Source organism: Sphingobium sp. YBL2 (assembly GCF_000943805.1).
Classification (GTDB): domain Bacteria; phylum Pseudomonadota; class Alphaproteobacteria; order Sphingomonadales; family Sphingomonadaceae; genus Sphingobium; species Sphingobium fuliginis.
Map to the genome: position 1 here is coordinate 4,647,973 of NZ_CP010954.1, position 14,463 is coordinate 4,662,435.

16 protein-coding genes are annotated in these 14,463 nt (G+C 66.7%); 9 read left to right on the forward strand and 7 right to left on the reverse strand.

The genetic code is table 11. From position 1 onward, the window contains the following. The first annotated feature begins 115 nt into the window (after window positions 1–115). Window positions 116–337 carry a hypothetical protein gene (locus TZ53_RS21520; protein ID WP_025551728.1) on the forward strand — a complete coding sequence of 74 codons (222 nt, stop codon included), beginning with the start codon at window positions 116–118 and terminating at the stop codon, window positions 335–337. A gap of 8 nt (window positions 338–345) precedes the next feature. After that, entirely contained in the window at window positions 346–723 is a 378-nt protein-coding gene (locus tag TZ53_RS21525; RefSeq protein ID WP_226869863.1) for a response regulator, read from the forward strand. A 9-nt stretch (window positions 724–732) separates the two neighbouring features. On the opposite strand, the gene TZ53_RS21530 is transcribed toward TZ53_RS21525, so the two are convergent. The 7 genes from TZ53_RS21530 to TZ53_RS21560 are packed head-to-tail and all read right to left on the reverse strand — an operon-like array spanning window position 733 to window position 8,346. Beyond that, window positions 733–1,776, reverse strand: a complete 1,044-nt coding sequence (locus TZ53_RS21530) for an NAD-dependent epimerase/dehydratase family protein (RefSeq protein WP_226869859.1) — start codon at window positions 1,774–1,776, stop codon at window positions 733–735. 32 nt (window positions 1,777–1,808) lie between these two features. Then, window positions 1,809–2,885: a CgeB family protein gene (locus TZ53_RS21535; RefSeq protein WP_044662659.1), complete on the reverse strand. Its 1,077-nt coding sequence runs from the start codon at window positions 2,883–2,885 to the stop codon at window positions 1,809–1,811. Next, on the reverse strand, window positions 2,882–3,988 hold the full coding sequence (locus tag TZ53_RS21540) for a CgeB family protein (RefSeq protein WP_044662660.1): 1,107 nt from the start codon (window positions 3,986–3,988) through the stop codon (window positions 2,882–2,884). The genes TZ53_RS21535 and TZ53_RS21540 overlap by 4 nt, the downstream gene beginning before the upstream one ends. Continuing rightward, window positions 3,985–5,088 (reverse strand): CgeB family protein, encoded by a 1,104-nt coding sequence (locus TZ53_RS21545; RefSeq protein WP_044662661.1) that lies wholly within the window; start codon window positions 5,086–5,088, stop codon window positions 3,985–3,987. The genes TZ53_RS21540 and TZ53_RS21545 overlap by 4 nt, the downstream gene beginning before the upstream one ends. Further along, window positions 5,085–6,167: a glycosyltransferase family 4 protein gene (locus tag TZ53_RS21550; protein ID WP_044662662.1), complete on the reverse strand. Its 1,083-nt coding sequence runs from the start codon at window positions 6,165–6,167 to the stop codon at window positions 5,085–5,087. The genes TZ53_RS21545 and TZ53_RS21550 overlap by 4 nt, the downstream gene beginning before the upstream one ends. Beyond that, window positions 6,164–7,237 (reverse strand): SDR family NAD(P)-dependent oxidoreductase, encoded by a 1,074-nt coding sequence (locus TZ53_RS21555; protein ID WP_044662663.1) that lies wholly within the window; start codon window positions 7,235–7,237, stop codon window positions 6,164–6,166. Before TZ53_RS21555 ends, TZ53_RS21550 begins: the two co-directional genes overlap by 4 nt. After that, window positions 7,234–8,346: an NAD-dependent epimerase/dehydratase family protein gene (locus TZ53_RS21560; RefSeq protein WP_025551718.1), complete on the reverse strand. Its 1,113-nt coding sequence runs from the start codon at window positions 8,344–8,346 to the stop codon at window positions 7,234–7,236. Before TZ53_RS21560 ends, TZ53_RS21555 begins: the two co-directional genes overlap by 4 nt. A gap of 273 nt (window positions 8,347–8,619) precedes the next feature. Here TZ53_RS21560 and TZ53_RS21565 point away from each other — a divergent pair, with 273 nt between their 5' ends. From TZ53_RS21565 to TZ53_RS21595, 7 genes are read left to right on the forward strand one after another with little or no spacing between them, the layout of a single operon-like run. Then, window positions 8,620–9,246 carry a histidine phosphatase family protein gene (locus tag TZ53_RS21565; protein ID WP_044662664.1) on the forward strand — a complete coding sequence of 209 codons (627 nt, stop codon included), beginning with the start codon at window positions 8,620–8,622 and terminating at the stop codon, window positions 9,244–9,246. Continuing rightward, the gene (locus TZ53_RS21570) at window positions 9,243–10,067 is read left to right on the forward strand and encodes a TIGR04290 family methyltransferase (protein ID WP_044662665.1); all 825 of its coding nucleotides are present in this window, start codon (window positions 9,243–9,245) and stop codon (window positions 10,065–10,067) included. Before TZ53_RS21565 ends, TZ53_RS21570 begins: the two co-directional genes overlap by 4 nt. Beyond that, window positions 10,064–10,987 carry a glycosyl hydrolase gene (locus tag TZ53_RS21575; RefSeq protein ID WP_044662666.1) on the forward strand — a complete coding sequence of 308 codons (924 nt, stop codon included), beginning with the start codon at window positions 10,064–10,066 and terminating at the stop codon, window positions 10,985–10,987. Before TZ53_RS21570 ends, TZ53_RS21575 begins: the two co-directional genes overlap by 4 nt. Before the next feature lie 12 nt (window positions 10,988–10,999). Continuing rightward, on the forward strand, window positions 11,000–12,115 hold the full coding sequence (locus tag TZ53_RS21580) for an inositol-3-phosphate synthase (protein ID WP_044662667.1): 1,116 nt from the start codon (window positions 11,000–11,002) through the stop codon (window positions 12,113–12,115). Beyond that, window positions 12,112–13,116, forward strand: coding sequence for an MDR/zinc-dependent alcohol dehydrogenase-like family protein (locus tag TZ53_RS21585; RefSeq protein ID WP_083199121.1), 1,005 nt, complete (start codon window positions 12,112–12,114; stop codon window positions 13,114–13,116). The genes TZ53_RS21580 and TZ53_RS21585 overlap by 4 nt, the downstream gene beginning before the upstream one ends. Continuing rightward, window positions 13,113–14,141 carry a Gfo/Idh/MocA family protein gene (locus tag TZ53_RS21590; protein WP_044662668.1) on the forward strand — a complete coding sequence of 343 codons (1,029 nt, stop codon included), beginning with the start codon at window positions 13,113–13,115 and terminating at the stop codon, window positions 14,139–14,141. The genes TZ53_RS21585 and TZ53_RS21590 overlap by 4 nt, the downstream gene beginning before the upstream one ends. Window positions 14,142–14,156: 15 nt before the next feature. Further along, complete coding sequence (locus tag TZ53_RS21595) at window positions 14,157–14,438, forward strand: hypothetical protein (protein ID WP_025550104.1); 282 nt, start codon at window positions 14,157–14,159, stop codon at window positions 14,436–14,438. Window positions 14,439–14,463: the final 25 nt, after the last annotated feature.

Here is a 14,463-nt window from a genome sequence, read left to right on the forward strand (position 1 = left end):
GGCGTGACGGCCAGACCCTTGTTGCACCCGGATAAAAGATCGACCAGGGCCGCGCCTTTCCGGGAACCAGCCCGTCGGCGCGCCTGTTCTCTCCTCAACGAAAGGAGAGTTTTCGATGCACAAGGAAGAGGAAGACGGCCGCATCGTCACCCATGTCTCACGGCAGGAGGCGCGAAGCGGCGCTTCCACCCATGTCACCCGCTATGTTCTGGGCATCAGCCTCTTACTGGTCGTGATCGCCTTCGCCATCCTTCTGGCGGGCGGCTTCTTCAGCACTGCCGAAACGGGCGCCGACGGATCGCACATGGCCAGCCCGGCCGAAGCGAACGGAGGCTGAGTCCCGGCATGATGGGCCAGACCGACCTTGCGGCACAGACGGTGTTGATCGTCGAGGACGACTATTATCTCGCCTTCGATACGGCGGAAGCGCTGCGAGGCGCGGGAGCCGGGATCATGGGGCCTTTCCCGACCGAGGAGAAGGCGATGGCTGCGATCCGCCAGGAACGCCCCACCGCCGCCGTGCTGGACATCAACCTGGGAAACGGTCCCTCCTTCGACCTTGCGCGGTTGCTGAAGGAACGGGGCGTGCCGTTCCTGTTCCTGACCGGCTATGACGAGGAAATCATACCGCCCGATCTCGGCGATACATTGCGGCTGCAAAAGCCGGTCGCCCCCAGGGAGATCGTCGCCTCGCTCGCCAGGCGCCGCCAGGGCAGCGCCTGACGCCCGGACTCATTCGGCCGCGATGCCCGCGCCCCCCACGAAGGAGGCGCCGCTCAACGCAGGACTGCATGCAAAGCCCGGCATGCGATCGTAAAGCTCCTTCTCGAAAAAGGCGCAGGTGATCGCCAGCCCCTCGCTCAAGGGAACGTGCGGTTCCCAGCCGAGCAACTGGCGCGCCCTGCGGATGTCCGGCCTGCGCCGGCGCGGATCGTCGACCGGCAGCGGCTGGAACACGACCTGGGACTGCGTGCCGGTGGCGGCCACGACCTGATCCAGCAGTTGCAGGATGGTATATTCCTCAGGATTCCCCAGGTTGACCGGCGCCATGTCGGACAAGGGCGCCTCCATCAACCGGATCAGCCCGTCCACCATGTCCGACACGAAGCAGAAGCTGCGCGTCTGCGATCCGTCGCCATAGATGGTGATGGCATCGCCCGACAAAGCCTGGCAGACGAGGTTGGAGATCACCCGGCCATCGTCGGGATGCATGTTCGGGCCATAGGTGTTGAAGATCCGCGCCACCCGCACATCGGCGCGGCCCAGCCGGGCGAAGTCGAAGGCCATGGCCTCCGCCGCGCGCTTCCCCTCGTCATAGCAGGCGCGGGGGCCGGTGCAGTTCACCCAGCCACGATAGTCCTCGCGCTGGGGATGCGCCTCCGGATCGCCATAGACCTCGCTGGTGGAGGTGAGCAGGAAGCGCGCGCCGACCTGCTCCGCCAGCCGCAGCAGGCGATCGGTTCCGACCACGCTGGTCAGCATCGTATGTTCGGGATCGGCCTGATATTGCGGCGGCGAAGCCGCGCAGGCGAGATTGTAGATGCGGCTGATGTCGCGCCGGCGCGTGACCGCATCGGGCAGGGGATCGACGATGTCGCCGCGCACGAAGGTGAAGGCGCGATGCCCCTCCAGCATCCGCAGGTTGACCTCCCGCGAGGTCTGGAGGTTGTCGAGGCAGATCACCTCATGCCCCCGGTCCAGCAGCGCCCGGCACAGATGCGACCCGATGAAGCCGGCTCCTCCGGCCACCAGGGCTGTTTCACGCTTTCCGTTCATCGACCCTCCGTCCTTTTCTGTCCTGTCGTTCTTCATTCGGCCGCCGCCATGTCCCGCGTGCGCATCCGGGCGGCCTCTTGCAGCCAGTTTTCCAGCTCGGCGGCGCGGCTGCCCGATATATGCCGGTCCAGGATGCGGCGGCGGGCGGCCTCGCCCACATCGGCGCGATCCTCATGGAGGGCGACGATCACCTGCTCCGGATTCCAGGCGAAGATGATTTCGCGATTGGGCTCCAGCAGCTCATTGAGCCCCGGCCAGACATCGGAGATGATAGGCGTGCCGCAGGCCGCCGCCTCGAACAGCCGGACGGAGGGGGACCAGCCCGCCTCGATCATGTCGGCGCGCGTGACGTTCAGCGTGTAGCGCGAGGCGGAATAGAAAGCGGCGTGGTCGCGCGGGGCGAGATGCTCGATCCGCTCGACATTGGCGGGCCAGTCCATGTCGTCCGGATATTGCGGCCCGGCGACGACGAAACGCCTGTCAGGCAGCAGCCGCGCCGGTTCGATCAGCAACTTCTCCAAGGTGGGCTGGCGATCCGGGCTGTAGGTGCCGAGATAGGAGAGATCCCATTTCTTCGGCACGTCCATCGGCCGATAGGCCGACGCATCCACCGAGCAATAGAGCGCCCGCGCCATGGGGGAACGATAATGCCGCTCCAGCAGGTCGAGCGTCGGGCCGCCGGTGAAGGAGCAATAGCAGTCATAGCCCGCGATCAGTTCCGCCGACAGATAGTCGCACCGCCCTTCGCGCAGCGCCGCCAGCGTGACGGGCGTATCGATGTCGTAGAAGGCGGTGACCCCGCGCGCCGTGCGCTGCACATAATGGCCGACCGCGATGCCGTCGGGCACATAGGAGCCGACCATGACCGCGTCCGCCGTCTCGATCTCCTGCCGCCAATCTTCCAGCGCTTCCACGCTGTCGTAGAATTCCAGCCGGCAGAAAGCGGGATCGATGAGGTCGCGCTGGCTGGCATACCAGGGCACGTCCCGCTCCAGGAAGAGTATCTCATGCCCGCGCCCGGCGAAGGCGGAGAGCAGGGCGCGGAAGGTCGTGGCATGACCATTGCCCCAGGATGAAGACAGGCTGAGTCCGAGGACGACGAGTTTCATGCTCCCTCCATCTGATGGTGCCTGGCGGCGCGCCGCCCCGACCGGTCGCGCAGGATTTCGTCGACCTGGCGCCCGCGTAGTTCATAGCTGTGTTCGGCCCGGACACGGGCAAGCGCCGCCTGTCCGATCGCCCGCGCCCGATCCGGCGTCAGCGCCGCCAGATGATCCGCCACATCCTGCCCGTCGCGGGCGACCAGCACCTCCTCGTCCGGGGTCAGGAACATCTCTATCCCCTCCCACGCATCGGTGATCAGGCAGGCCCCTGCCCCCGCTGCCTCGAACACGCGGGTCGCGGGGGAAAAGCCGATATGCGCCATGCTGTCGCGGGCGACGTTCAGCACGGCCAGCGGGCTGCAATTGAAGGCGTTGTGCTCGGCGGTGTAGACATGACCGCGATGGCGGACATTGCCGGGCATCGCCTTGCTGTCCCAGCCATTGCCGCCGATCAGGAACTGGCGGCCGGGCGACAGGGCCGCGGGTTTCAGGAAGAATTCCTCCACCCGCGCCTCCCGGTCGGGCAGGCGGTTGCCAAGGAAGGCGAGATCGGCGGTGAAGCGCGGATCGGGCGGCACGGGATGGTGGCTCTGCGGATCGAGCGCATTGTAGACGGGAACGCACTCCACCGCGCCGAAGCCGCGATAGGCGTTCACCACCGGATCGCCGCCGCCATAGGTCAGCACCATGTCGAGTCCGGGCAAGGCGCGGCGCACGGCATGGTCCGGATCGGCGCGCATCTCGTCCAGCGTCGCGGCGGCGTCCACATCCCAGAAGATGCGCAGCGCATGGGGCCCGGCGCGGCGCATGACCCCGTCCAGCAGCTCGTCGTCGAACACGCCCACGCCGCTGGCCTTTACGACGACGTCGGCATCGGCGGCCTCGTCCATCACGCCCTTCAGCGCGTCCGGCGTGGCGGGATAGACCACCACCCGCGCCCAGTCGGGCGGGTCGATGTCACGGTGCTGCTGCCGGTCGAAGGCATCCGGTTCATAGAATGCGATGTGATGGCCATGCCGGGCAAGCTGCTCCAATATCCCGCGATAATAGGTGGCCGCGCCGTTCCAGTAGGAGGAGAGCAGGCTGGAGCCGTAAAAGGCGATCTTCATGCAACGCTCCTGATCGGCTGCGCGTCGAGCGACGCCGTGATGTCCATCAGCTGCTGCGCGCGATGGGCGCAGCTATGGCGGCTGCGGATCGTCTCCAATCCGTTGCGGACGAGGCTGGCGCGAAGGTCCGCATCCTCGCTGATGGCGCGCATATGGCCCTTCATTTCGTCGCCGGTCCGGGCGAAGAGGAAATCCTCGCCGGGCCGGAACAACCCTTCGCTGTCGTCCCAAGGGGCGGACAGCAACGGAATGCCGCAGGCCAGCGCCTCGAACACCCGGATCGTCGGAATGCCGGGCAGAAGCTGCGTATAATAGCGGCGCGGCACATGGACGGTGGCAAGGTGGCGGGCGAAGATAGCCGGCGCGGCGGCATTGGGCGCCCAGCCATGATAGGCGACGCCATAGCGTTCCAGCGTCGCCAGCGCCTCCTGCGGATAGCGCACGCCATAGATGTCGAGCGGAAGCTTCGCCTGCCGCGCGGGGCGGAAGAGGTAATCCTCCAGTTCGGCGGTACGCTCCCCATCGCCCCAGTTGCCGATCCAGACGAGGCCGCTCTTCTCACCGGGCAGGGGGCGGAAATGCCTTATGTCGGCGGCTTCATGCCAGGTCCAGACGCGCTCGCCCCAGCCCCAGCTTCGATAGACCTCCGACAGGGCCTCGCCGAACGCCAGCACGCCGTCATAGCCCGACAGGTCGAACGCCCGGATCGCGTCGGGATCGGACACGGCGCGATGATGGGTGTCATGGAACAGCAGCGTGAAATCGCTCCGCCCCGCCCGGATCAGGCCGAGCGCCCCGACCAGCGAAGGCTCGTTCCATTCATGGACGATGACGAGGTCCGCGCCGTCGACCAGCGCGACCAGATCGTCCTTCATGCCATAGCCTTGGGCACGGAGTTCGGGATAGGCCTGACGATAGGCGGCGAGCCCCTCCTCCCCATGGTCGGACAGGAGGTTGGCGAGGCTCCAATTGCCCTCCGGCTCCAGCGCCAGCACGTCATGGCCCATGGCGGCGAGTTCGCGCAGCACGCCGCGCAGGAAATGAGCATTGCCATGGTTCCAGCAGGACAGCAGCGAATGGGTGAAATAGAGGATCTTCATGCGGCGACCTTCCGCTGGACGGCGCGATAATGGGCGGCCATGTGCGCGGCCGTGGCGGCGGGGGTATAGGCGCCCGCCCGTGCTTGGGCGCGCTGGCCCATTTCCCCGCGAGCGGCGCCGTCGCCCAGCAATTCCTCTATCGCCCAGGCGAAGCCCCGCGCGTCGCGAGGATCGACGAAGATGGCGGCGCCATCCCATAGCTCCCGGAAAGTCGGAATGTCGGACAACACCAGCGCGCAACCCGCCAGCGCCGCCTCCAGCACCGCAAGGCCGAAGGGTTCGTAAAGCGCCGCCGAGGCGAAGACCGGTCGGCTGGCCAGATGCCGGGCCAGCGCCATGCTGTCGAGCGGGCCGAGCGGCAGCAGCGAACGCAGACCGATCGCCCCTCCCTGCGGCCCCTCAAGCGGCCCCGCGGCCCTGAACGGCACGGCGATGCGGGCGGCCGCCTCGTCCAGCACCCGGACATTCTTGCCCTCGTCCCAGAGACGGCCGGCGGTGAACACATGGTCCTGCATCGCCTGCGGCTTCACCGGAAAGAACCGGCCATTATGGACCGCCATGGGGAGCACGCCATAATGGCGGCGCGCCGCCTGCGCAAAGGCCATGCTGGGCGCGACGATGCGGCTCGCCTGCCGAAGGCCGGCCGCGACCAGCGCGGTGCGCCAGTTGAAATCCTCCGGCATGGGACCGCCGCGCACCGCTTCCCACCAGGTCGCGACGCAACTGTGCAGCAGCGCGATCACCGGGCAGGGATAACGGCCGGCACTGGCCAGCGCCGGCGTATGCAGTTGCACCGCGTCGGCGCGAAGGTCGCCCGCCATTTCCGCCAGCCGCGCCTCGGCCTGCACGATGGGCGCCGCTTCCGCCGCCAGCCATTCGAGTTCGAGGCCGGTTTCCACCAGATGGCAATTGGCTATGGCCGCCGCCTCCGCCCGCTGCGCCTCGCTCAGCGCAGGGCCCATGACGGCCAGCGTCACCTCATAGCCATGGGGCTGGAGCGCGCGGATCAGGTCTGTCGAATATTGCCAGACGCCGCCCACCGCGTCGGCGGACAGCAGCAGATGCCCGCCGCCCCTCACAGCGCGCTCGCGGTCATCAGCCTGGGCCCGGCGCGCTCCGCCCGTTCCTCCGCCAGCCAGCGGGCCAGGTCGGCGACGCCCTGCCGCCAGGGCTTGCGCGCCTTCAGGTTCAGCGCCGTGCGCGCCGAGGCGGTGTCCGCGACGAAATAGCGCTGGTCGCCCGCCCGCCAGGGCGCGAAGTCGGGTACGATGGACTTGCCCAGATGGACGCCGATGAAGGCCAGGATCTGCCGCAGGCTGACGGCATTGTCCGGCCCGCCGCCCAGGTTGAAGGCGCGGCCGCCCACCCGTCCGATCTGCCGCCAGACCGCCAGATAGGCGTCCACCGCATCCTGCACGTCCAATATGTCGCGCACCTGATGGCCGTCGCCATAAAGGGTGATCGGCTGTCCTTCCAGGGCGCTGATCAGGAAATGCGCGACCCAGCCCTGATCCTCCGTCCCCATCTGCCGCTGGCCGTAGATGCAGCTCATGCGCAGCACTGCGGCGGGCAGATCGAAGCTGCGGGCATAGTCCAGCACATATTGGTCCGCCGCCCCCTTGGAGCAGCCATAGGGCGTATGGAAATCGAGCGGGCGGCTTTCGTCTATGCCGTTGGCGCGCAGATGCTCCGAGGCCGGCTGATAGGCGCCGTCGATCAACGGGAAGTCCAGGTCCTCCAGCCCGCCATAGACCTTGTTGGTGGAGGCGAAGATCACCGGGGGCGGCGTGGCGCAGCGGCGCGCAGCCTCCAGCACGTTGAGCGTGCCGAGCGCGTTCACCTCGAAATCGGCGCGCGGATCGGTGAAGCTGGTGGTGACGGCGACCTGCGCGGCCATGTGGAAGACCGCCTTCGCGCCGGCGACCGCCCGGTCCACCGCCGCATCGTCCCGCACATCGGCGATGACCGGCGTGATCGCGGCGCCATGGCGCTGCTCCAGCCAGGCAAGGTTGCGCTCGACGCCGGGCCGGGCCAGCGAGTCATAGACGACGACCTGCTCGCCCTCCCCCGCCAGCCGGTCGGCGATGTTGCAGCCGATGAAGCCGGCGCCGCCCGTGACCAGCACGGGCCTTCCGTCGGCGCGCTTCACGCGACCAGCCCCCGCGCTTCCAGCTCCGCCCGCGCCTGATTGACGCGGTCGTCGGCGGTCTGCCGCGCCACCCATTCGGCCAGCACGGCAAGGCCCTGCTGGAAGTCCTGCCGGGCCCTGAAGCCCAGCACCTCTTCCGCCTTGCCGGTGTCGCAGAAGCAATGGCGGATGTCGCCGGTGCGCGCTTTGCCGACGATTTCCGGTTCCCCGTCGTTCCGGCCCATCGCCAGTGCAAGCGATTGCGCCACCTCCGTGACGGAGCGGTCCTGCCCGGAGCCGATGTTGAAGGTGCCGCCCGCCGCCTGCGGCAGTTCCAGCGCATCGGCAAAGGCGCGCGCCACGTCGCCGACATGGACGAAGTCGCGCCGCTGCCCACCATCCTCGAAGATCATCGGCTTCTGCCCGTTCAGCAGGCGCGACGCGAAGATCGCCAGCACGCCGGTATAGGGATTGGACAGCGCCTGCCCCGGCCCATAGACGTTGAACAGGCGCAGGCAGACGCCCTCCATGCCATAGGGCGCGGTCATGATGTGGGTCGTGCGTTCCTGCACATATTTGTTGAGCGCGTAGATAGAGGCGAGATTGGGCTGCTTCCATTCCGGCGTGGCGATGGGGGTGAGCGGGCGGCCCTGCCGGTCGACTGGGTCCCAAACCTTCTGATTGTCGCGGATCGACCCGCGCTCCGCGTCCTGGACGATCCGGCCGTCCTCGTCGCGGTACAGCCCCTCGCCATAGATGCTCATCGAGGAGGCCGTCACCACACGCCGCACCGGACGGTCGATCAGCCGTTCGAAGAGGACGGCGGTGCCGACGTCGTTGACGGAGGTATAGCGCTCCACTTCATACATGGACTGGCCCACGCCGACTTCCGCGGCGAGGTGGATGACGGCGTCGACGCCTTGCAAGGCGCGATCCACCGCATGGCCGTTGCGCACATCGGCGCGGATCAGCTCAACCTCCGGATCGAGATCGGCCGGCCGCTCGATGTCTCCATGAACCTGCTCGATCATGCTGTCCAGCACGCGAACGGCATGGCCGCGCTCCAGCAACTCCCGGCAAACCGTCCGGCCAATAAAACCGGCGCCACCCGTGACAAGAATCTTTTCCACGGCCGCTCCCCTTCATTGATGATGATTTGCCAAGGATTGGCCGCGAGGATGTGATATTCCCCGCAACCGTGGCAACGGGATCATGAACATCTTCTTCTACCGTCAGGTTCCGGAAATATTTCAGAAAACCGTTGAATCTCTACTCAATATAAACTCATGAAAATAACTCATGTTATACGGCAAAAACACAGGTTATTCATGATATTTCCATTTACCTGTTTGAGAATTACGTCTATGGAACTTTCCTTCTCTTAATCCTGTTAAGCAGCATCTATGTTGATGCTGTCCTCCTCTCGCGAACCGCCCCGCACCTGCTTTCACCTGATCCGTCATGGGATGCATGGCGAATATGGCCGCCTGCTGAGCGGGCGGGCGGGCGCGTCGCCCCTCACTGCGCGGGGCCGCATGCAGGCAGCCGGGGTCGCGGCATGGCGCGGCCTGCACGACATAGACGCCGTCCACGCCAGCCCGCGCCGGCGCACGGTGGAAACCGCCTCCATCATTGCCCGGTCCCTGGAGCTGGAGGTCGCCATCGTCCCCGATCTGGACGAGGTCGATTTCGGTTCCTGGAACGGACAGTCCTTTCCGGAACTGGAGGAAGATCCGCGCTGGCGCGATTGGAACCGCAACCGCTCCACCAGCGCGACGCCGGGCGGAGAGACGATGGGCGGCGCAGTCGCCCGAACCGTCCGGCATCTGGAAACAGTCGCGCGGGAAAAGGCGGGCGCGACCATCCTCTGCGTCACCCATTGCGACATCATCCGCGGGACGATCGCGCATTATCTCGGCCTCAGCCTCGACAATCTGCTGAGGTTCGAAGTCGATCCCGGTTCGATCAGCACGATCCTGCTGGGACCAGGCGGCGGTAGCGTGACCCGATTGAACGAGGTACCCGCATGAAGACAGTGAATCTCGCCGCAGACCGCAAGACCGACGCATTGCGCCGCCAGATCGAAGAATTGGGCCCATGGTTCCACAATCTTCGCATCGGCGGCGTGGAAACCGCGCCGGATCATTTCCTGGGCGATTATCCGGCTTTCAAATTCGCGCGCTTTGCGGATGCCGTTCCCGAAGACCTTTCCGGAAAATCCGTACTCGACATCGGCTGCAACGCCGGTTTCTATTCGCTCGAGATGAAACGCCGGGGCGCAGCCGAAGTCCTGGGCATCGATTCCGACGACCGGTATCTGGCCCAGGCCCGTTTCGCCGCCGAAGCGCTGGGCCATGACGGCATCGAGTTCCGCAACCTGTCCGTCTATGACGTCGGAAAGCTCGGTCGCCGCTTCGACCTCGTGATCTTCATGGGCGTGCTCTACCATCTGCGGCACCCCCTGCTCGCGCTCGACCTGATCCGCGAGCATGTGGCGGGCGACATGATGCTGTTCCAGACGATGCAGCAGGGTTCGTCCGACGTGCTGCTGGTGCCGGAGGATCATCCCTTCCACGTCCCCGGCACCAGCCGCCCGCCCGGCTTCTTCGACAATCCGGCCTATCCCCGCCTGCACTTCATCGAACGGAAATTCGCGCATGACTGGACCAACTGGTGGGCCCCGAACAAGGCCGGCGCACAGGCGCTGCTGCGCGCCGCCGGCTTCACCATAGAGGCCGAGCCGGAGGAGGAAGTCTATCTCTGCCGCGCCGCCCCGATCCCCTTCGGGGAGCTGATGGGCAGGCCGGCCGTCTATCCAGCCCAAGGGCCAGAGGAGGGAACCGACGCATGATCGAAGCCGCGATGATCTGGAACGAACCCAATAACAAGTCGCATTGGGACCCGGAGGTCGACCCCGACTGGTCGCTCTATGCCGACATGGTTATCCGCGCGGGCGCCGCCATCGCCGACGCCAATCCCGCCGTGACCCGCGTGCTGGGCGGCATGTCGCCCATCGATCCGCATTGGGTGAACCGGATGCGCGACCATGGCGCGCTGGACGCGGTGGATGTCGTGGCGGTGCACGGCTTCCCGCTCGACTGGAACCTCTGGCCGCTCAATGACTGGCCCGCCCGGATCGCGGAGATCGAGGCGGTGGTGCCCGACAAGCCGGTCTGGGTGACGGAAGTCGGCGTCGGCTCCTTCGGCGCGGAGGAAGTGCAGGTCTTCGGCCTCAACCGCACCGCCGAACTGCTGATCGGGCGGGTGCCGCGCATCTATTGGTACAGCCTCTACGACCTGCCGCAGGAATGGGGCGCGACCACGCGCCATCGGGAAGCGGAAGGATCGAGCTATTACCGCCATTTCTACATGGGGCTGATCCGCGCCGACGGCACGCCCAAGCCCGCACTGGACGACTATGCCAGGGTCGCTGGCGAGATGGGGCTGATGCAATGGTTTCATTTCGAGGACCCGCGCCTGAACGATGCCGTCGACTGGATGAAGCGGCTGGGCGTCAGGCAGTTGCGCACCGGCCTGAGCTGGGCCGACAGCTTCCGCCCCAATGCGGTCGACTGGTTCGACCGGCAGATGGAGGCGCTCAGCGATTTCGACGTCACCGTCACCTTCTGCTTCACGCCCGAACATCTGGGCATCGCCCCCCATCACAGCAGCGCGGTCCACGATCCGCAGGCCTTCGCGGATTTCTGCGCCTGGATGATCGACCGCTACGCGCCGGCATCGGCCGCCCTGCCGGTCGCCCGCACCGCCTGACGGAGACGCATCATGCAACCTATCAACATCGGCATCGTCGGCGTCGGCAATTGCGCCAGTTCGCTGGTGCAGGGCCTGTCCCACTATCGCGCCGAGAGCAACGACCATAGCGGCCTGATGCATTGGGAACTAGGCGGCTATCGCCCCTGCGACATCCGACTGGCGGCGGCCTGGGACATCGACCGGCGGAAGGTCGGCCGCGACATTGCCGAAGCGATCTTCGCCCGGCCCAATTGCACCCAGACCTTCTGCGGCGACGTCCGCCCAAGCGGGGTGAAGGTGGAGATGGGCCGCCTGCTCGACGGCTGCGCCGATCATATGGCGGACCATCCCGACGAGCGCACCTTCCTGCCTGCCGACGCCGCGGAACCCGACCGCGCGCAGGTGATCGAACGGCTGCGCGAGGCGAAGGTGGACGTGCTGCTCAACTATCTGCCCGTGGGATCGCAGCAGGCGACGGAATTCTACGCGCAATGCGCGCTGGAGGCGGGCGTTGCCTTCGTCAACAACATTCCGGTCTTCATCGCCAGCGACCCCGCATGGGCGGACCGGTTCGAGCGGGCAGGCGTGCCGATCATCGGGGACGACATCAAGGCGCAACTGGGCGCGACCATCGTCCATCGGGTTCTCACCGACCTGTTCGCCAAGCGGGGCGTGAAGCTGGACCGCACCTACCAGCTCAACACCGGCGGCAATACCGATTTCCTCAATATGTCGAACCGTTCGCGGCTGAAGTCGAAGAAGATTTCGAAGACCGAAGCCGTGCAGTCGGTCGCGGAAACCCGGCTGGAGGATGAGAATATCCATATCGGCCCGTCCGATTATGTCGCCTGGCAGAATGACAACAAGGTCTGTTTCCTGCGCATGGAAGGCCAACTCTTCGGCGGCGTGCCGATGAACCTGGAACTGCGCCTGTCGGTGGAGGACAGCCCCAATTCGGCGGGCGTCGCCATCGACATGATCCGTTGCGCCAAGATCGCGCTGGATCGCGGTCTGGGCGGCCCCATCCATCCGGCGGCCGCCTATTTCTGCAAGCATCCGCCGATGCAGATGACGGATGACCGGGCGCATGAAGCGCTGGAGGCCTTTATCCGTGGGGAGGGCGCGATCGCGCTGGCGGCGGAATGAGCGCATTGCTGATGGCGGAGCGCGAACCGGCCGAAAAGGCGGCGACCATGCGCGCGGCGGTTGTCACCGGCCCCGGCGCGGTGCGGATCGACCGGGTTCCGATGCCGCGGCCCGGCCCCGGTCAGGTCCGCATCAGGCTGGAGGGATGCGGCGTCTGCGCCTCCAACCTCACCCCCTGGGCGGGACCGGAATGGCAAAGCTTCCCGCTGGAGCCGGGCGCGCTCGGCCATGAGGGCTGGGGCATTGTCGATGCCATCGGGAAGGACGTGACCTCCGTAACGGTGGGGGACCGCGTGGCGGCGCTTTCCTATGCCAGCTATGCCGACCATGACCTCGCGGACGAAAGCGCCATCGTGCGGCTGCCGTCCGAACTGGACGGGCTGCCCTTCCCCGGCGAGCCCCTGGGGTGCGCGTTCAACATCTTCCGCCGCGCCGACATCCATCCCGGCCAGACCATCGCGATCATCGGCATCGGCTTTCTGGGGGCGCTGCTCACCCGGCTCGCGACGGAGGCGGGAGCCCGCGTCGTCGCCATTTCGCGGCGCCCCTCCTCGCTCGCCCTCGCCCGCGATCATGGCGCGGCGGAGACGATCGCAATGGACGATCATCAGGCGATCATCGACCGGGTCGGCGCGCTCACCCAAGGACGCTTCTGCGAACGGACGATAGAGGCGGTGGGCAAGCAATGGCCGCTCGACCTGGCGGGCGAACTCACCGCCGAGCGCGGCAAGCTGATCGTCGCGGGCTATCATCAGGACGGGCCGCGCCAGGTGAACATGTGGCTGTGGAACTGGCGCGGCATCGACGTCGTCAACGCCCATGAGCGCGATCCCGCGGCCTATGCAGAGGGAATGAGGGAAGCGGTGGCGGCGGTCGCTTCCGGCCGCATCGATCCCGCGCCGCTCATCACCCACCGCTATCCGCTCGACCGGCTGGGCGAGGCGCTGGACGCCACGCGCGACAAGCCGGACGGTTTCGTAAAGGCGATCATCGTCCCATGAATGCCGCTATCGCCCCTGCACCGACCCTCCTCACCCGCCCGCACATCGGCTTTCTGGGCGTGGGCTGGATCGGCCGCAACCGGATGGAGGCCATGCTGGCGACCGGCGGGATCGAGGCGGTCGCCATTGCCGACGCCCTGCCCGGCAACGGCGCGGAGGCCGCGCTGCTCGCTCCCGACGCGGTGCGGCTGGACTCGCTCGACGCGCTGCTGGAACAGCCGCTCGACGGCATGGTCATCGCCACTCCCAGCGCACTCCACGCAGAACAGTCGATCCGCGCGCTGGAGCGGGGCGTCCCGGTCTTCTGCCAGAAGCCGCTGGGCCGCACCGGGGCGGAGGTCCGGGCCGTGATCGACGCCGCCCGCGCGGCCGACCGGCTGCTGGGCGTCGACCTGTCCTATCGCGGCACCGCAGGAATGCGCGCCCTGCGGGAGCATGTCCGCGCCGGCCAACTGGGCCATGTCCATGCCGTCGACCTCATCTTCCACAATGCCTATGGCCCGGACAAGCCATGGTTCCACGATCCCGCACTGTCGGGCGGCGGCTGCATGATGGACCTTGGCGTGCATCTGATCGACCTGGCGCTCTGGGTGCTCGACTTCCCCGAGGTGGAGCGGATAGATGCCGCCCTCTTCGCGAAAGGACGCCCGCTGGAGGATCGCGGCCGGCAGGTCGAGGATCTGGGCATGGCGACGCTGCATCTGGCGGACGGGCGCATGGTCCGGATCGCCTGCTCCTGGAACCTCCACGCCGGGCAGGATGCGGTGATCGCCGCCGATTTCTACGGCGACAGGGCGGGAGCCGCATTCCGCAACATCGGCGGCTCCTTCTACGACTTCCGGGCAGAGCTGTTCCGCGGCACGGCGCGGGAGACGCTGTCGGAGCCCGGCGATCCATGGGGCGGCCGAATGGCGGCGGAATGGGCCGAAAAGCTGGCGCGCTCCCCTCGCTTCGATCCGGGATGCGAAGAACTGGCGCATGTGGCCGACATCATGGACGGCATCTACGCCGCGGCGACAGGATAAGGAAAGGACTTCATCATGAGCACATCGGACACGACCACCGACCATGACACCATCCGCAAATGGGTGGAGGATCGCGGCGGCCGCCCTGCAGTCGTCAAGGCGACCGAAGACAATGGCAAGGGCGGCGGCCTGCTGCGCATCGACTTTCGCGAAAAGGATGAGGCGCTGGACGAAATCGAGTGGGATGAATTCTTCCGCATCTTCGATGAGAACAATCTCGCCTTCCTCTATCAGGACAAGACGAAGGACGGGAAGGAAAGCCGGTTCAGCAAATTCGTGGAACGCGACAAGGGGTAAGCCCGCAGCAGGCGCCCCCTGACCA

Excerpts from the sequence above, each read along its gene's own strand:
- TZ53_RS21520 (WP_025551728.1), top strand. The coding sequence starts at position 116 with ATGCACAAGGAAGAGGAAGACGGCCGCATCGTCACCCATGTCTCACGG.
- TZ53_RS21525 (WP_226869863.1), top strand. The coding sequence starts at position 346 with ATGATGGGCCAGACCGACCTTGCGGCACAGACGGTGTTGATCGTCGAG.
- TZ53_RS21530 (WP_226869859.1), bottom strand. The coding sequence starts at position 1,776 with ATGAACGGAAAGCGTGAAACAGCCCTGGTGGCCGGAGGAGCCGGCTTC.
- TZ53_RS21535 (WP_044662659.1), bottom strand. The coding sequence starts at position 2,885 with ATGAAACTCGTCGTCCTCGGACTCAGCCTGTCTTCATCCTGGGGCAAT.
- TZ53_RS21540 (WP_044662660.1), bottom strand. The coding sequence starts at position 3,988 with ATGAAGATCGCCTTTTACGGCTCCAGCCTGCTCTCCTCCTACTGGAAC.
- TZ53_RS21545 (WP_044662661.1), bottom strand. The coding sequence starts at position 5,088 with ATGAAGATCCTCTATTTCACCCATTCGCTGCTGTCCTGCTGGAACCAT.
- TZ53_RS21565 (WP_044662664.1), top strand. The coding sequence starts at position 8,620 with ATGTTGATGCTGTCCTCCTCTCGCGAACCGCCCCGCACCTGCTTTCAC.
- TZ53_RS21570 (WP_044662665.1), top strand. The coding sequence starts at position 9,243 with ATGAAGACAGTGAATCTCGCCGCAGACCGCAAGACCGACGCATTGCGC.
- TZ53_RS21575 (WP_044662666.1), top strand. The coding sequence starts at position 10,064 with ATGATCGAAGCCGCGATGATCTGGAACGAACCCAATAACAAGTCGCAT.
- TZ53_RS21580 (WP_044662667.1), top strand. The coding sequence starts at position 11,000 with ATGCAACCTATCAACATCGGCATCGTCGGCGTCGGCAATTGCGCCAGT.
- TZ53_RS21585 (WP_083199121.1), top strand. The coding sequence starts at position 12,112 with ATGAGCGCATTGCTGATGGCGGAGCGCGAACCGGCCGAAAAGGCGGCG.
- TZ53_RS21590 (WP_044662668.1), top strand. The coding sequence starts at position 13,113 with ATGAATGCCGCTATCGCCCCTGCACCGACCCTCCTCACCCGCCCGCAC.
- TZ53_RS21595 (WP_025550104.1), top strand. The coding sequence starts at position 14,157 with ATGAGCACATCGGACACGACCACCGACCATGACACCATCCGCAAATGG.